This window comes from Streptomyces durocortorensis (genome assembly GCF_031760065.1).
Taxonomy (GTDB): Bacteria; Actinomycetota; Actinomycetes; order Streptomycetales; family Streptomycetaceae; genus Streptomyces.
Window position 1 is genome coordinate 5,430,579 of record NZ_CP134500.1, and the last position, 13,911, is coordinate 5,444,489.

General features: G+C 71.0%; 10 protein-coding genes. 5 read left to right on the forward strand and 5 right to left on the reverse strand.

Annotation, left to right across the window (positions count from 1 at the left end):
- The first annotated feature begins 90 nt into the window (after window positions 1–90).
- The 3 genes from RI138_RS24180 (at window position 91) to RI138_RS24190 (ending at window position 2,728) form a co-directional block, all read left to right on the forward strand.
- The gene (locus RI138_RS24180) at window positions 91–744 is read left to right on the forward strand and encodes a DUF6230 family protein (protein WP_311121592.1); all 654 of its coding nucleotides are present in this window, start codon (window positions 91–93) and stop codon (window positions 742–744) included.
- Window positions 745–840: 96 nt separating this feature from the next.
- On the forward strand, window positions 841–1,404 hold the full coding sequence (locus tag RI138_RS24185) for a DUF6114 domain-containing protein (RefSeq protein WP_311121593.1): 564 nt from the start codon (window positions 841–843) through the stop codon (window positions 1,402–1,404).
- Window positions 1,394–2,728, forward strand: coding sequence for a hypothetical protein (locus tag RI138_RS24190; protein ID WP_311121594.1), 1,335 nt, complete (start codon window positions 1,394–1,396; stop codon window positions 2,726–2,728). The genes RI138_RS24185 and RI138_RS24190 overlap by 11 nt, the downstream gene beginning before the upstream one ends.
- 91 nt (window positions 2,729–2,819) lie before the next feature.
- On the opposite strand, the gene RI138_RS24195 is transcribed toward RI138_RS24190, so the two are convergent.
- Both RI138_RS24195 and RI138_RS24200 read right to left on the reverse strand, forming a co-directional pair.
- Entirely contained in the window at window positions 2,820–4,907 is a 2,088-nt protein-coding gene (locus RI138_RS24195) for a WD40 repeat domain-containing serine/threonine protein kinase (protein WP_311121595.1), read from the reverse strand.
- A gap of 91 nt (window positions 4,908–4,998) precedes the next feature.
- On the reverse strand, window positions 4,999–7,002 hold the full coding sequence (locus tag RI138_RS24200; RefSeq protein WP_311121596.1) for a WD40 repeat domain-containing serine/threonine protein kinase: 2,004 nt from the start codon (window positions 7,000–7,002) through the stop codon (window positions 4,999–5,001).
- A 203-nt stretch (window positions 7,003–7,205) separates the two neighbouring features.
- Here RI138_RS24200 and RI138_RS24205 point away from each other — a divergent pair, with 203 nt between their 5' ends.
- Complete coding sequence (locus tag RI138_RS24205; RefSeq protein ID WP_096628439.1) at window positions 7,206–7,550, forward strand: hypothetical protein; 345 nt, start codon at window positions 7,206–7,208, stop codon at window positions 7,548–7,550.
- Window positions 7,551–7,640: 90 nt separating this feature from the next.
- Here RI138_RS24205 and pyk read toward each other — a convergent pair whose 3' ends face one another.
- The 3 genes from pyk to pta form a co-directional block, all read right to left on the reverse strand.
- Window positions 7,641–9,068, reverse strand: a complete 1,428-nt coding sequence (gene pyk / locus RI138_RS24210; protein ID WP_096628441.1) for a pyruvate kinase — start codon at window positions 9,066–9,068, stop codon at window positions 7,641–7,643.
- A 74-nt stretch (window positions 9,069–9,142) separates the two neighbouring features.
- A complete protein-coding gene (locus RI138_RS24215) occupies window positions 9,143–10,426 on the reverse strand; it encodes an acetate kinase (protein ID WP_311121597.1) in 1,284 nt (427 codons plus the stop codon).
- Window positions 10,423–12,504, reverse strand: coding sequence for a phosphate acetyltransferase (pta, locus tag RI138_RS24220; protein ID WP_311121598.1), 2,082 nt, complete (start codon window positions 12,502–12,504; stop codon window positions 10,423–10,425). The genes RI138_RS24215 and pta overlap by 4 nt, the downstream gene beginning before the upstream one ends.
- A 379-nt stretch (window positions 12,505–12,883) precedes the next feature.
- Between pta and RI138_RS24225 the strand changes: the two genes are divergently transcribed.
- Window positions 12,884–13,909: an ATP-dependent 6-phosphofructokinase gene (locus tag RI138_RS24225; protein WP_096628446.1), complete on the forward strand. Its 1,026-nt coding sequence runs from the start codon at window positions 12,884–12,886 to the stop codon at window positions 13,907–13,909.
- Window positions 13,910–13,911 lie beyond the last annotated feature (2 nt).

A 13,911-nucleotide genomic window follows, 5' to 3' on the forward strand; every position in this document is an offset into this window, starting at 1 on the left:
GCTCTCCTTCCCGAGGACGTAGCACTTCTCCCATCCCAGGACGGGCATGACGCCCGGCCGGAGATGTACGTCCGAGAAGAAGGAGCAAGTATGAGTTCCCAGGTTCGCGGTGGGACGAGATGGAAGCGTTTCGCTCTGGTCATGGTGCCGAGTGTCGTCGCCACGGCGGCGGTGGGCGTGGGCCTCGCGCAGGGCGCTCTGGCCGCGTCGTTCAGCGTGTCCGGCCAGAGCTTCAAGGTCCGCACCGACAAGCTCGTCGGTGAGGACTTCGTCCAGTACGGCAGCGTCGCTGTCGGCAAGGACCTGAACGGCAAGAACGCCGCGCACCCGGTCGCGGTGTCGGGCTTCAGCAAGGCCACCATCACCAACATGTGCCAGTCGGTGGTGACGCCGAACCTTCCGTTCGGGCTCGGCAGCGTCAGCCTGAAGCTGAAGGCCGGTACGGACCCGGACAAGCCGGTAGTGGCGACCAACCTCTACCTGGATGTGTCGCAGCTCGACGCGGACGCCGAGTTCAAGAACATCGACATCGGTGTCGCGGCGGGCTCCCTGAAGAAGGAGAACAAGCCGGGGAGCATAGGCATCCAGCCTGGCACCCAGGCCAGGGAGGAGGGCTTCGCGCAGCGCGCCGACGAGGCCGTTCTCACCGACGTGAAGCAGACGGCCTGGGCGACCACGGCCGGCACCTTCAAGCTCAGCAACCTGAGCCTGAGGCTGCACAAGGGCGTCGAGGAGTGCTTCTAAGCACTCGCCCGGGTGACCGGAACGCCCCTGGAGGGCTCTCCGGTCACCCACCCCTTCTCTTCTCACGGCAGTACCGGTTCCAGGGAGCTGTTTTCCATGAGCCCCGAGTCCACAGGGCAGAACGAGCACTACATCCGCGTCATTCAGCGACGCTTCCGCACCTGGCGGGGTAACCGGCCGTTCTGGGCGGGTCTGTTCACCATCCTGGGCGGTCTACCCATCGCCTACTTTCCCTACGCCAGCATGAAGCTCGGCAATATGACGCTGGCCATGTCCACCACGGCCGGTGCCGGGTCCCTGATCATCGGGGTCCTGCTGGTCACCCTGGGGCTGACGATGTGGTTCCACCACATCGTCCGGGTGTTCGCGGGCGTCGCGGCCATCCTGCTCGCGCTGGTGTCCATACCCGTCGCCAACATCGGCGGCTTCGTCATCGGCTTCCTCTTCGCCCTCATCGGCGGAGCCCTGTCCATTTCCTGGGCCCCCGGCGAGCCGAAGAGCGCGGACGAGGCCCCGCTCGACGAGCAGCCGTACGAGGAGCGTCCCCAGGAACGTTCCGAGGACGCGCTCCAGGGTGCGGCGGCCGTTCTTCCCCAGCAGCAGGGCACCGGGTCCGACACGGCGGCCGAAGCCGACGGAGGGAGCCATCGTGCGGGGTGACGACGGACAGCACATGAACGCGTACCCCGGCGACGACCTCCGCGAGCGCAAGGGCCCTCGTCACGCGGCACCCCGGAAGTCGCTCCTGACCAAGCTCAACCTGCCCAGCGGCAAGAAGGCGCTGGCGCTCGCCGCGATGCCGACCGCCGTCTTCGTGGGCATGGGGCTGACCCCCAAGCTCGCCCTGGCCGACGACGGCACCGACATCCCGTTCGCACCGGGCCCCTGCGTCACCCGGTCCGACGAGGACCCGAACGCGTCCGAGTCGCCCGATGCCACCCCGTCCCCGTCGGCCACGGCCACGGACCGGGCGGACGAGGACGAGAAGCCGGACAAGGACGAGAAGCCCGGCACGGACGAGTCCGCGACCCCGAAGCCCCCGGCCGGCGGTTCGGCCACCGAGGCCCCTGAGGAGCCCGGGACCGACGCGAAGGGCGACGACGCGGCAGCGGACAAGGCGGCGCAGGCCGCCGAGGAGCCCACCGCGACACCGACGCCCACCAAGTCGAGGAACCCGCTCGACCCGCTCGGCGTCGGCGACGCCCTCAGGGATCTCTTCGACGGCCCGAACAAGGACACGGACAAGGCCGAGGAGAAGCCTGCGGCGTCGGCGAGCCCGTCCCCGAGCCCCACGGCCGACAAGCCGGAGTCCCCGGCGAAGGCCGAGGCCGAGGACGCGCCCGACAAGGTGAAGGCCGAGGCCGACAAGACGGCCGACGCCATCCGCGAGGCGGCCGAGAAGGCGGGCGAGGACGTCGAGGAGCTCGACGAGGACGTCAAGGGACTCGACCCCAAGAAGGACGAGGACATCCCGGACGGCGCCAAGCCGCGCTTCCCCTGCCCGGAGCCCGACCCCGGCGCACTGGCCGCGGCCGACCTGGAGTCCGGCATCCCGCTGCTCCCGAGCGACCCGTGGACCCTGGAATCGACGCTGCTCACCCTCAGAGGCCTGGACTACCACGGCATCGTCGAGGTGAAGAAGGCGGACGGCAGCATCAAGAAGGTGCTGAAGTTCACCGCCAGCTCCATCGACATCAAGGACCTCCACCAGCTGACCGTCGGCCCTGCGGGCACCACGGGCCATGTGAAGTCGCGGCCCGGCTCCACGTCGACGATCCGCAATGGCACGGTGACGATGTACACGGAGGAGCTGAAGGGCAACCTCTTCGGCCTCATCCCGATCACCTTCAGCCCGGAGACCCCGCCGCCGCTGAACGTCCCCTTCGCCTTCTTCACCAAAGTGAAGGTGACCCAGGCAGGCCAGTTCGGCGGCACGCTCACCGTCCCCGGACTCAAGAACTACCTCGAAGGCGGCAACCGCTAGCAGCCTTCCCCCGATCCCGTCCGGGAGCCGCACAACGACCGTGGCCCGCACCCCCGCATCCCGGGGGCGCGGGCCACGGTCGCCGGTGGGCTCAGGGCAGTACGAAGAGCCGGACGGTGTCCTTGGCGGTGGCGCTGGTTCCGGAGCTCATTCCCGCCGCGAGGCGCTTGCCGTCCGGGCTGAACGCGAGGCGCTCGACGGAGTTGGGGCAGGTGAAGGCGGTGAGGGACTTTCCCGCGACCGTGTCCCAGACCCGGACGGCTCCTTCGGCGTCGGCACTGGCGAGAGTGCGGCCGCCGGGGTGGAACGCGAGCGCGGTGATCCTGCCGTGGCGGCCCTCCAGAGTGACGATGTCCTGACGGGTGGCCGTATTCCACAGGCGTACGTTCCTGGAACGCTGCCCGAAGGCCAGGATCTGACCGTCCGGACTGAACAGTGCCGCCCCGGTGTTCGCGCTCTCGCCGATAGTGGCGACAGCCGCACGGGAGGGGAGTTTCCGCAGCCTCAAGGGGTACGCGGTGACCAGCAGCTTGCCGTCGGGGCTGAAGGCCAGGGGCCCGAGGTACTCGCCCTTGTCGATGCCGAGCCGACGGCCGGAGGCCATGTCCCACAGGTACAGGCCCCGTTCGAAGCCGCCGACCAGGGTCGCGCCGTCCGGGCTGAGGGCCAGGGACAGCACGAGGTCGTTCATGTCCTCTTCCGCGCCGGCCGGTGGGCCTTGGAAGGTCCTCAGCACGCGGCCGGACTCCACGTCCCACAGGCGGGCGTTGTTCCCCTCCCCTCTGATCAGGGACGTGAGGTCCGGAGTGAACAGGGCGTCCTGGATGTATCGGGGAACGCTGACGCGTGTGCTGACGCCCCGCCCTGTGCGTACGTCCCAGCGCCAGATCTCACCGTTGGCGCCGACGGCGGCCAGGGTCGTGCCGTCCTTGCCGAAGGCGAGGGCCTGGACACCCAACGGCCCCTTGAGGGACTGGTGATCCGATGTGGCGCCCGGCGACGCCCCGGGCCCTGGGCCGCCGCTCCGATCCTTCTCCCCGCGCAGCAGGAGCGGCACCGCGGCGGTCACCGCCGCGGCCGCGACGGCGGAGCCGCCGATGACGAGCGTCCGCCGGGACACGGATCGCCCCGTGCCCCCGGCGGGAGCGGGCGCGGGTGCGGGCGGCACGCGCGGGAGGTGGCCGGGCGTGGGTCCGGCCGGGTAGGGGATGGTCGGCGGCGTGGGCGCCGGCCGTCCCGGACCGGCCAGGAGCACCGTCTGCTCCTCCCGCTCCCCGGGCTCCGCCTTCGCCCCCGCCCCGGGCCCTGTCTCCGCCCCAGGCCCTGTCTCCGTCTCCGCCTCCGCCGACGGGAGCGGCTTCCCGCCCCGCCCCCTGAGCGGCAACCCCACGAACCGCGCCGGGAGTTCGGTGACCGAAGGCCGGCTGGCGGGGTCCTTGTCCAGACACGCGGTCAGCAGGGACAGGAGCTCGCCGTCGACGCCGTCGAGCGCGGGCGGCTCGTTCAGGATCCGCTGGACGACATCGAGGAGGACCTGCGCGTCGAACGGGCTGCGCCCGGTCGCGGCGAAGGCCAGGACCGAGCCGAGGGAGAAGACGTCGCTCGCGGGTCCAGCCCGGTCGGCCCGGATCTGCTCCGGCGACATATAGGCGTACGTCCCCATCACCGTGCCGGTCGCGGTCAGTGAACTGGCGTCCACGAGACGGGCGATGCCGAAGTCGATGATGCGCGGGCCGTCGTCGGCGAGGATGACGTTGCCGGGCTTCAGGTCCCGATGGATCAGGCCGCAGTCGTGTACGGCGGCCAGGCCCTCGGCCATGCCCGCGCCGAGGCGCAGCACGGTGTCGGGGGCCAGCGGGCCCCCGGTGTGGACGACCTCGTGCAGCGTGGGCCCCGGGATGAACGCCGTGACCAACCAAGGGGATTCGGCCTGCGGGTCGGCGTCGATGACCTGCGCGGTGTGGAAGCCGCCGACGCGCCGTGCCGCCTCGGCCTCGCGGGCGAACCGCTCCCGGAACTGCGGGGCGGCCGCCAGTTCCCGCCGGATCAGCTTCACCGCGACCTTGCGGCCGCCCGGGGTCGTGCCGAGGAAGACCTGTCCCATGCCGCCTTCGCCCAGTCGGCCGTCAAGGCGGTAGGGACCGACCCACTCCGGGTCGTGGGGCCGCAACGCTTCCATGAACACCGTCCGTCGAGGGATGTGAGGGATGTGAGGGATGTGAGAGGCGCGAGAGGTGCGAGAGCTCGGAGAGGCGGGGAGTACGAGGGTGCTAGGGCAGCTGCGGGAGCTTCCACAGCTGGATCGTGGCCTCGGGGTCGTCCGCGAGCAGTGACGGGTTGAGCCCGGCGGCCAGGGTCGTACCGTCCGGGCTGAAGGCCAGCGCCTCGACGTCGGTCCGCTTGTCGGACTTCGCCACGACGCCGGTCAGGGTGGTGGTGACCCGTCGGTTCGCCACGTCCATGAGGCTGATGGTCCTGCCGACATTGCCGACGGGCTTCGTGGCGGTGTCCTTGCCCGCGATGGCGATCAGCGGCTTTCCCGGCCCGGCAGGTCCGTCCGGGCGGTATGCCGCCGCGGCGATGTAGGGGCGGCCGTCGGTGAGCGTCGCGGTGAGCCGTCCGCTGTCCAGGTCCCACACCTGGACACGGCCGTCGCCGACGGCGGCGATGCTCCCGCCGTCCGGACTGAACATCACCGAGGAGTAGTTCTTCTTCCGGTCGGCGCCGAGGGTCTTGACGAGGCGGCCCGTGCCGACGTCCCAGAGCCGGACGCCGCCGCGATCGAGGTCGGATGCGACGCTGGCGAGAGTCTTGCCGTCGGCGGTGAACGCCAGTCCCTGGATGCTCCCGGTGTGCCGGTCGAGGCTCCTGACCGAGCGGCCGTCGGCCACCTTCACCAGGTCCAGCCCCGCACTGTCGCGCCCCACGGCGAGGACCTCTCCGTCCGGACTGACCGCCAGGGCGGTGACTCCGTCGAACTGCTTCGGGTAGGTGGCGACGACGCCCATCGGCGCCCCGGTGCGCACGTCCCAGCGGCGCAGGGTCTGGTCGAGGCCGCCGCTGAACAGTGTCCGGCCGTCCGGGGTGTAGACGAGCGCCTGGACGGACCAGGTGTGTCCCTCGTACGTGGTGATCGTGCGGCCGGAGACGACGTCCCAGAGGCGCACCGTCTTGTCCGAACCGCCGCTGGCCAGGGTCCGGCCGTCCGGGCCGAAGGCCAGGCAGCCGACATCCTGGGTGTGGCCGGCCAGGCGCTTGACCGGGCGGGTGGGGTCGGCGGCGGCCTTGGTGCGCGAGGGAGCGGCTCCGGAGCCGCCCTTCCCCGTGTCCCCGCCCTCCTCCCGGGAGTCCCGCAGGAGCACATAGGCGGGGACGGCCACCGCGGCCGCCGCGGCGGCCGCGATTCCGCCCGTCAGCAACGTACGCCGCTGAACTCCCCTGGCGGCGACGGAAGCCGAGACCGGTCCGGTGACCGAGAGCTGGTGCAGTACGTCGGTGGCGGTCGGGCGTGCGGCGGGATCCTTGGCCAGGCAGGCACTCACCAGGGCGTGCAGGCTCCCGCCCTCGGGGATGCCGTCGAGCCGTGGAGGTCCGCCGGCGATCCGGTGCGCGATCGCCGGGATGTTCGACGCGTCGAACGGGCTGCGTCCGGTCGCCGCGAAGGCGAGCACGGAGCCGAAGGAGAAGACGTCACTGGCGGGCGAGACGGTGGCGGAACCCAACTGTTCCGGTGACATGTAGGCGTACGTCCCGATCAGCGCGCCTGTGCGGGTCACGGGTCCGGCCCCGACGGCGTGCGCGACGCCGAAGTCGATGATGCGCGGGCCGTCCGCCGCGAGGATGACGTTGCCCGGCTTCAGATCGCGGTGCACCAGACCGCAGGCGTGGACGGCGACCAGGCCCTCGGCGATCCCCGCGCCGAGGCGGAGGACGGCGTCGGGTGCGTACGGTCCGTGCTCGGTGACGACCTGCTGGAGTGTGGGTCCCGGGATGAACTCGGTGACCAGCCAGGGGGATTCCGCCTCGGGGTCGGCGTCCACGACCTGCGCGGTGTGGAAGCCGCCCACCCTGCGTGCCGCCTCCACCTCACGCGCGAACCGCTCCCGGAACCGCGAGCTGGCCGCCAGCTCCGGGTGGATGACCTTCACCGCGACCGTCCGTCCGGCCGGGGACATGCCGCGGTAGACCTGCCCCATACCGCCCGCGCCGAGACGCCCCTCGATGCGGTAGGAGCCGATGGTGCGAGGGTCGGAGGGCCGCAGTGCATCCGTCATGCGCTCTCGCATCTGCCAGGACATATGAGGGCGTTCACGCTCGGAATTCAACCATGATCCGGTACGGCGGGCTGCCCCGTTCGGCTCAGAGGGAATCGATTCGGCGGTGTTCGTTCGGGTGACTGCCTTCGGTGACCGGCATGAACCCGCAGGCGGCCGGGGCAGGGTGGAGCCGCAACCGCTCGCCTACCCAAGGAACACCCGTGCGTCTTCGCAGTACGCTGGCCGCCTCTCTCGGCGCCCTCGCCCTCATCGTGACCGTGCCCAACTCGGCCTGGGCGGCCAACGGCTATTTCGGCTACTCCTACACCGGTGCCGACGGGCAGCGGCAGATCGGCCAGTTGATCGACCCGCCGAGCCGGGAGTGCGTCAACCTGCCCGAGGTGTCCGACCCCGCGGCCTCGGAGCCCGCGCACTCGCCGCGCAATTTCACTGACGCGACCGCCGTTCTCTTCACCGATGCCGACTGCGAGGGCGACCACTTCGCCCTGCGCCCCGGAGGGCGCGCATCCGAGCGGCTGAAGCTCCGTTCGGTGGTCTTCAGCTGACGCCGCGACCGGCTTGTGCCACCGGCCGGTGGCACGACTACGGCCCCCGGGCGCGCCAACGCCCGGGGGCCGTAGTCGTACAGCGGCGGGTCAGTCCCGCTCGCCGCCCAGGTGGTGGACCCGGACCATGTTGGTGGTGCCGGGGATGCCGGGAGGCGAGCCGGCGGTGATGACCATCGTGTCACCGGTGTTGTAGCGGTTGAGCTTCAGGAGCTCCGCGTCGACCAGGTCGACCATCGCGTCGGTGTTGTCCACGTGCGGGACGACGAACGCCTCGACGCCCCAGCTCAGGGCGAGCTGGTTGCGGGTGGCCTCGTCCGTGGTGAAGGCCAGGATCGGCTGGGCCACGCGGTAGCGGGAGAGGCGGCGGGCGGTGTCGCCGGACTTGGTGAAGGCGACCAGGGCCTTGCCGTCGAGGAAGTCCGCGATCTCGCAGGCCGCGCGGGCCACCGAACCGCCCTGCGTACGGGGCTTCTTGCCGGGGACCAGGGGCTGGAGGCCCTTGGAGAGCAGCTCCTCCTCGGCGGCGACGACGATCTTCGACATCGTCTTGACCGTCTCGATCGGATAGGCGCCCACCGAGGACTCGGCGGACAGCATGACCGCGTCCGCGCCGTCCAGGATCGCGTTGGCGACGTCGGACGCCTCGGCGCGGGTCGGCCGCGAGTTGGTGATCATCGACTCCATCATCTGGGTCGCCACGATCACCGGCTTGGCGTTGCGCCGGCACAGCTCCACCAGGCGCTTCTGCACCATCGGGACCTTCTCCAGCGGGTACTCGACGGCCAGGTCGCCACGGGCCACCATCACACCGTCGAACGCCATGACGACGCCCTCCATGTGCTCGACCGCCTGCGGCTTCTCCACCTTGGCGATGACGGGGACCCGGCGGCCCTCCTCGTCCATCACCTTGTGGACGTCCTTGACGTCGTCGGCGTCCCGGACGAAGGAGAGCGCGACCAGGTCGCAGCCCATCCGCAGGGCGAAGCGCAGGTCCTCGACGTCCTTCTCGGACAGGGCCGGGACGTTCACCGCCGCGCCGGGCAGGTTGATGCCCTTGTGGTCGGAGATGACACCGCCCTCGATGACGATGGTCTTCACCCGGGGGCCCTCGACGGCGACGACCTTAAGCTCGACGTTGCCGTCGTTGATCAGGATCGGGTCGCCCTTGACGACGTCACCGGGCAGACCCTTGTAGGTCGTGCCGCAGATCGACTTGTCGCCGGGGACGTCCTCGGAGGTGATGGTGAACTCGTCCCCGCGGACCAGCTCGACCGGGCCCTCGGCGAACTTCGCCAGCCGGATCTTCGGGCCCTGGAGGTCGGCGAGCACGCCCACGGCGCGGCCGGTCTCGGCGGCCGCCTCGCGGACACGGTCGTAACGGCCCTGGTGTTCCTCGTGGGTGCCGTGACTGAAGTTGAAACGGGCCACGCTCATGCCGGCCTCGATCAGAGCGACGAGCTGCTCATGGGAGTCGACGGCGGGACCGAGGGTACAGACGATTTTGGAACGGCGCATGAGGCGGATCCTATCGGTTTGTTTCGCTGCGGAATATTCCGTCTGGTGGAAGATACAAAGGGGCGCGGGGGTGCTCAGTTGTCGATGCGCACCGGGCCGGGGGCGTCGCCCCGCCCGACCAGCGCGAACGTCTGCTCGGCGATCTCCAGCTCCTCGTCCGTCGGTACCACGGCGACTGCCACCCGGGCGTATTCCGGCGAGATCAGCCGCGGCTCCCCGGACCGTACGGCGTTGAGCGAGGCGTCCACCGCCATGCCCAGCTCCTCCAGGCCCGCGATGGCAGCTTCCCGTACCGGGGCCGCGTTCTCACCGACCCCCGCCGTGAACGCCACCGCGTCCACCCGGCCGAGCACCGCCGTGTAGGCGCCGATGTACTTCTTCAGCCGGTGGATGTAGATGTCGAAGGCCAGCGCCGCCCGCTCGTCGCCCTCGTCGATCCGGCGGCGGATCTCCCGCATGTCGTTGTCGCCGCACAGGCCGACCAGCCCGCTCTTCTTGTTCAGCAGGACGTCGATCTCGTCCGTCGACATGCCCGCCACCCGCTTCAGGTGGAAGGTGACCGCCGGATCGATGTCACCCGAGCGCGTACCCATCACGAGCCCTTCCAAGGGGGTCAGCCCCATGGAGGTCTCCACGCACCGCCCGCCCGCGACCGCCGAGGCCGACGCCCCGTTGCCCAGGTGCAGCACGATCACGTTCACCTCCTCCGGGGCCCTGCCCAGCAGCTCGGCCGTCCTCCGCGAGACGTACGCGTGAGAGGTGCCGTGGAAGCCGTAGCGGCGGATGCGGTGCGCGTCGGCGGTCTCCACGTCGATCGCGTACCGCGCGGCCGCCTCCGGCATCGTCGTGTGGAAGGCCGTGTCGAACACCGCGACCTGCGGCAGGTCCGGCCGCAGCGCCTGCGCCGTACGGATGCCCGTGATGTTGGCCGGGTTGTGCAGCGGGGCCACCGGGACCAGGCGCTCGATCTCCTTGAGTACCTCGTCGGTGATCACCGTCGGCGCGCTGAACCTCAGCCCGCCGTGCACCACCCGGTGCCCGATCGCGGCGAGTTCGGGGGAGTCGAGGCCGAGGCCGTCCGCCGCCAGCTCCTCGGCGGCCGCCTTGAGCGCCGCGTCGTGGTCCGCGATCCGGCCCGTACGCTCACGGGGCTCCGCGCCGCCGCCGGTCAGCGGCGTGTGCGCGAGGCGCGAGGTCTCCTCGCCGATCCGCTCGACCAGGCCCGAGGCGAGCCGGGAGCGGTCGCGCATGTCGAGCAGCTGGTACTTCACCGACGAGGAGCCGGAGTTGAGGACGAGTACGCGGTGCGGTTCCACAGGGGCTGCCGTGCTTTCGTGGTCGGTGGTGGAGTACGTCATACGGGGCGCTCCTCGCCCTGGGCCTGGATCGCGGTGATCGCCACGGTGTTGACGATGTCCTGGACGAGCGCACCGCGCGAGAGGTCGTTGACGGGCTTGCGCAGACCCTGGAGGACCGGGCCGACCGCCACCGCGCCCGCCGAGCGCTGTACGGCCTTGTAGGTGTTGTTGCCGGTGTTGAGGTCCGGGAAGATCAGCACGGTCGCCTGGCCCGCCACCTCCGAGTCGGGCAGTTTCGTCGCCGCGACGGACGGCTCGACCGCCGCGTCGTACTGGATCGGTCCCTCCACCCGCAGCTCGGGCCGTGCCGCCCGGACCCGCTCGGTCGCCTCGCGCACCTTGTCGACGTCCGCGCCGGAGCCCGAGGTCCCGGTGGAGTACGACAGCATCGCGATCCGGGGCTCCACGCCGAACCGGGCCGCGGTCACCGCCGACTGCACCGCGATGTCCGCGAGCTGCTCGGCGTTCGGGACCGGGTTGACCGCGCAGTCGCCGTACACGAGCACCTTGTCGGCCAGGCACATGAAGAAGACGGACGAGACGATCGACGCGTCCGGCTTCGTCTTGATGATCTCGAAGGCCGGGCGGATGGTCGCGGCGGTGGAGTGCACCGACCCGGACACCATCCCGTCGGCCAGGCCCTCCTGGACCATCAGCGTGCCGAAGTAGTTCACGTCCGCCACCACGTCGTACGCCAGCTCCACCGTCACCCCGCGGTGCGCGCGCAGTTGTGCGTACCGCTCGGCGAACCTCTGGCGCAGCTCGGAGGTGTGCGGGTCGATCAGCTGGGTGTCCGCGAGGTCGATGCCGAGGTCGGCGGACTTCTTGCGGATCACGTCCACGTCACCGAGCAGGGTGAGGTCGCAGACGGACCGGCGCAGCAGCACGTCGGCGGCGCGCAGCACCCGTTCCTCTGTGCCCTCGGGCAGCACCACCCGGCGGCGGTCGGAGCGCGCCTGCTCCAGCAGCTCGTGTTCGAACATCATCGGCGTGACCCGCCCGCTGCGGGCCACCGAGATCCGCTCCAGCAGCGCCCCGGTGTCCACATGCCGCTCGAAAAGACCGAGCGCGGTCTCCGCCTTGCGGGGGGTGGCGGCGTTCAACTTGCCTTCGAGGGAGAGGAGTTCGGTCGCGGTGGGGAAAGAGCCGCCGGCCACCGACACCACCGGGGTCCCCGGTGCGAGCCGCGCGGCCAGCGTGAGTATCTCCTCGCCGGGCCGCTCGTCCAGGGTCAGCAGCACACCGGCTATGGGCGGGGTGCCCGCGCTGTGCGCGGCGAGCGAGCCCACCACCAGGTCGGCCCGGTCCCCGGGGGTGATGACCATGCAGCCGGGGGTCAGCGCGTTCAGCAGGTTCGGCAGCATCGCCCCGCCGAACACGAAGTCCAGCGCGTCGCGGGCGAGCCCCGAGTCGTCGCCGAGCAGCACCGTGCCGTTCAGCGCGGAGGTGATCTGGGCGACCGTGGGCGCCGAGAGCGCCGGGTCGTCGGGCAGTACGGAGACGGGTACGGGCAGCCGGGCCGTGAGCCGCTCCGCGATCGCCGCCCGGTCCTCGGCGGCGACCCGGTTCACCACCATGGCCAGTACGTCGCAGCCGAGGCCCGCGTAGGCGCGGTAGGCGTTACGGGTCTCGGCGCGGACGGACTCCGCGTTCTGGCCCTTGCCGCCGACCACCGCGATCACCGAGGCGCCGAACTCGTTGGCCAGCCGGGCGTTCAGCGCCAGCTCGTCGGGGAGCTGGGTGGCGGCGAAGTCGCTGCCGAGGACGAGGACCGCCTCGTAGTCCCGGGCCACCTGGTGGAAGCGGTCGACGAGCCGGGAGACCAGTTCGTCGGTACCCTTCTCCGCCTGCACGGCGGAAGCCTCGTGATAGTCGAGCCCGTAGACGGAGGCCGGGCTCTGGGAGAGCCGGTAGCGGGCCCGCAGCAGCTCGTAGAGGCGGTCCGGTCCGTCGTGGACCAGCGGGCGGAACACCCCGACCCGGTCCACCTGGCGCGTCAGAAGTTCCATGACTCCCAGTTCGACGACCTGACGGCCGTCCCCCCGGTCGATCCCGGTCACGTACACGCTGCGCGCCACGCGAGCTCTCCCGTCGTTGTTCGGTTCCGCGTACCGCGGGGCGTCCGGACGAGCGGTGGTGTTCCGGGCCGTCCCCGTGCTGTTCCCGGCGGTCCGCCGGGTGCGGCATTGGCCAGCATTGCCTCTTGACGATACCTGCGGGGGCAGCTATATCGCCCGCCGGAGGTCCCGGCCCTCCCGGGCGGAGCTCCTCGCCAGTCCTCGCACGGATTCCTGGAGGTCCCGGCCCCGGATTCCTGCCGCCCGCTTCCCCGCCAGGCCTTGCCGAGAGCGCGGGGGCCGTGCCGGGCGTGGGACAATCGTCACGGTTCAGGGCACGGGGACCGCCTGGGTCGGTCCCCCGGAAAGCGCGGTACTAGCGAGCAGGAGACACACCTCGATGCGCATCGGAATTCTCACCGCGGGCGGCGACTGCCCCGGCCTGAACGCAGTGATCCGGTCGGTCGTGCACCGGGCCGTCGTGGGCCACGGCGACGAGGTCATCGGCTTCGAGGACGGCTTCAAGGGCCTCCTGGACGGCCACTTCCGCCCCCTCGACCTCAACGCAGTCAGCGGCATCCTCGCCCGTGGCGGCACGATCCTCGGCTCGGCCCGCCTGGAGCGCGACCGGCTGCGAGAGGCCGCCGAGAACTGCGAGGAGCTGGCCCGCCGTTACGACATCGACGCGCTCATCCCGATCGGCGGCGAGGGCACGCTGACCGCGGCCCGGATGCTCTCCGACGCGGGCATGCCGGTCGTCGGCGTCCCGAAGACCATCGACAACGACATCTCCGCCACCGACCGGACCTTCGGGTTCGACACGGCGGTGGGCGTCGCGACCGAAGCCATAGACCGTCTGAAGACGACCGCCGAGTCCCACCAACGGGTGATGGTCGTCGAGGTGATGGGCCGCCACGCGGGCTGGATCGCGCTGGAGTCCGGGATGGCGGGCGGCGCCCACGGCATCTGCCTGCCCGAGCGGCCCTTCCAGGTCGACGACCTGGTCAAGATGGTCGAGGAACGCTTCGCGCGCGGCAAGAAGTTCGCCGTCATCTGCGTCGCCGAGGGCGCGCACCCGGCCGAGGGCTCCATGCCGTACGCCAAGGGCGCCATCGACCAGTACGGCCACGAGCGCTTCCAGGGCATCGGCAACCGCCTCGCCGTCGAGCTGGAGACCCGGCTCGGCAAGGAGGCCCGGCCGGTCATTCTCGGCCATGTCCAGCGCGGCGGCACGCCCACCGCGTACGACCGGGTGCTCGCCACCCGCTTCGGCTGGAACGCCGTGGAGGCCGTGCACCGCGGCGATTTCGGCCGGATGACCGCGCTGCGCGGCAACGAGATCGCCATGGTGCCGCTCGCGGACGCGATCACGCGGCTGAAGACGGTCCCGGCGGACCGGATGTACGAGGCGGAGTCCGTGTTCTAGAG

Excerpts from the sequence above, each read along its gene's own strand:
- RI138_RS24180 (WP_311121592.1), top strand. The coding sequence starts at position 91 with ATGAGTTCCCAGGTTCGCGGTGGGACGAGATGGAAGCGTTTCGCTCTG.
- RI138_RS24225 (WP_096628446.1), top strand. The coding sequence starts at position 12,884 with ATGCGCATCGGAATTCTCACCGCGGGCGGCGACTGCCCCGGCCTGAAC.
- pyk (WP_096628441.1), bottom strand. The coding sequence starts at position 9,068 with ATGCGCCGTTCCAAAATCGTCTGTACCCTCGGTCCCGCCGTCGACTCC.
- RI138_RS24215 (WP_311121597.1), bottom strand. The coding sequence starts at position 10,426 with ATGACGTACTCCACCACCGACCACGAAAGCACGGCAGCCCCTGTGGAA.
- RI138_RS24195 (WP_311121595.1), bottom strand. The coding sequence starts at position 4,907 with ATGGAAGCGTTGCGGCCCCACGACCCGGAGTGGGTCGGTCCCTACCGC.
- RI138_RS24200 (WP_311121596.1), bottom strand. The coding sequence starts at position 7,002 with ATGACGGATGCACTGCGGCCCTCCGACCCTCGCACCATCGGCTCCTAC.
- RI138_RS24185 (WP_311121593.1), top strand. The coding sequence starts at position 841 with ATGAGCCCCGAGTCCACAGGGCAGAACGAGCACTACATCCGCGTCATT.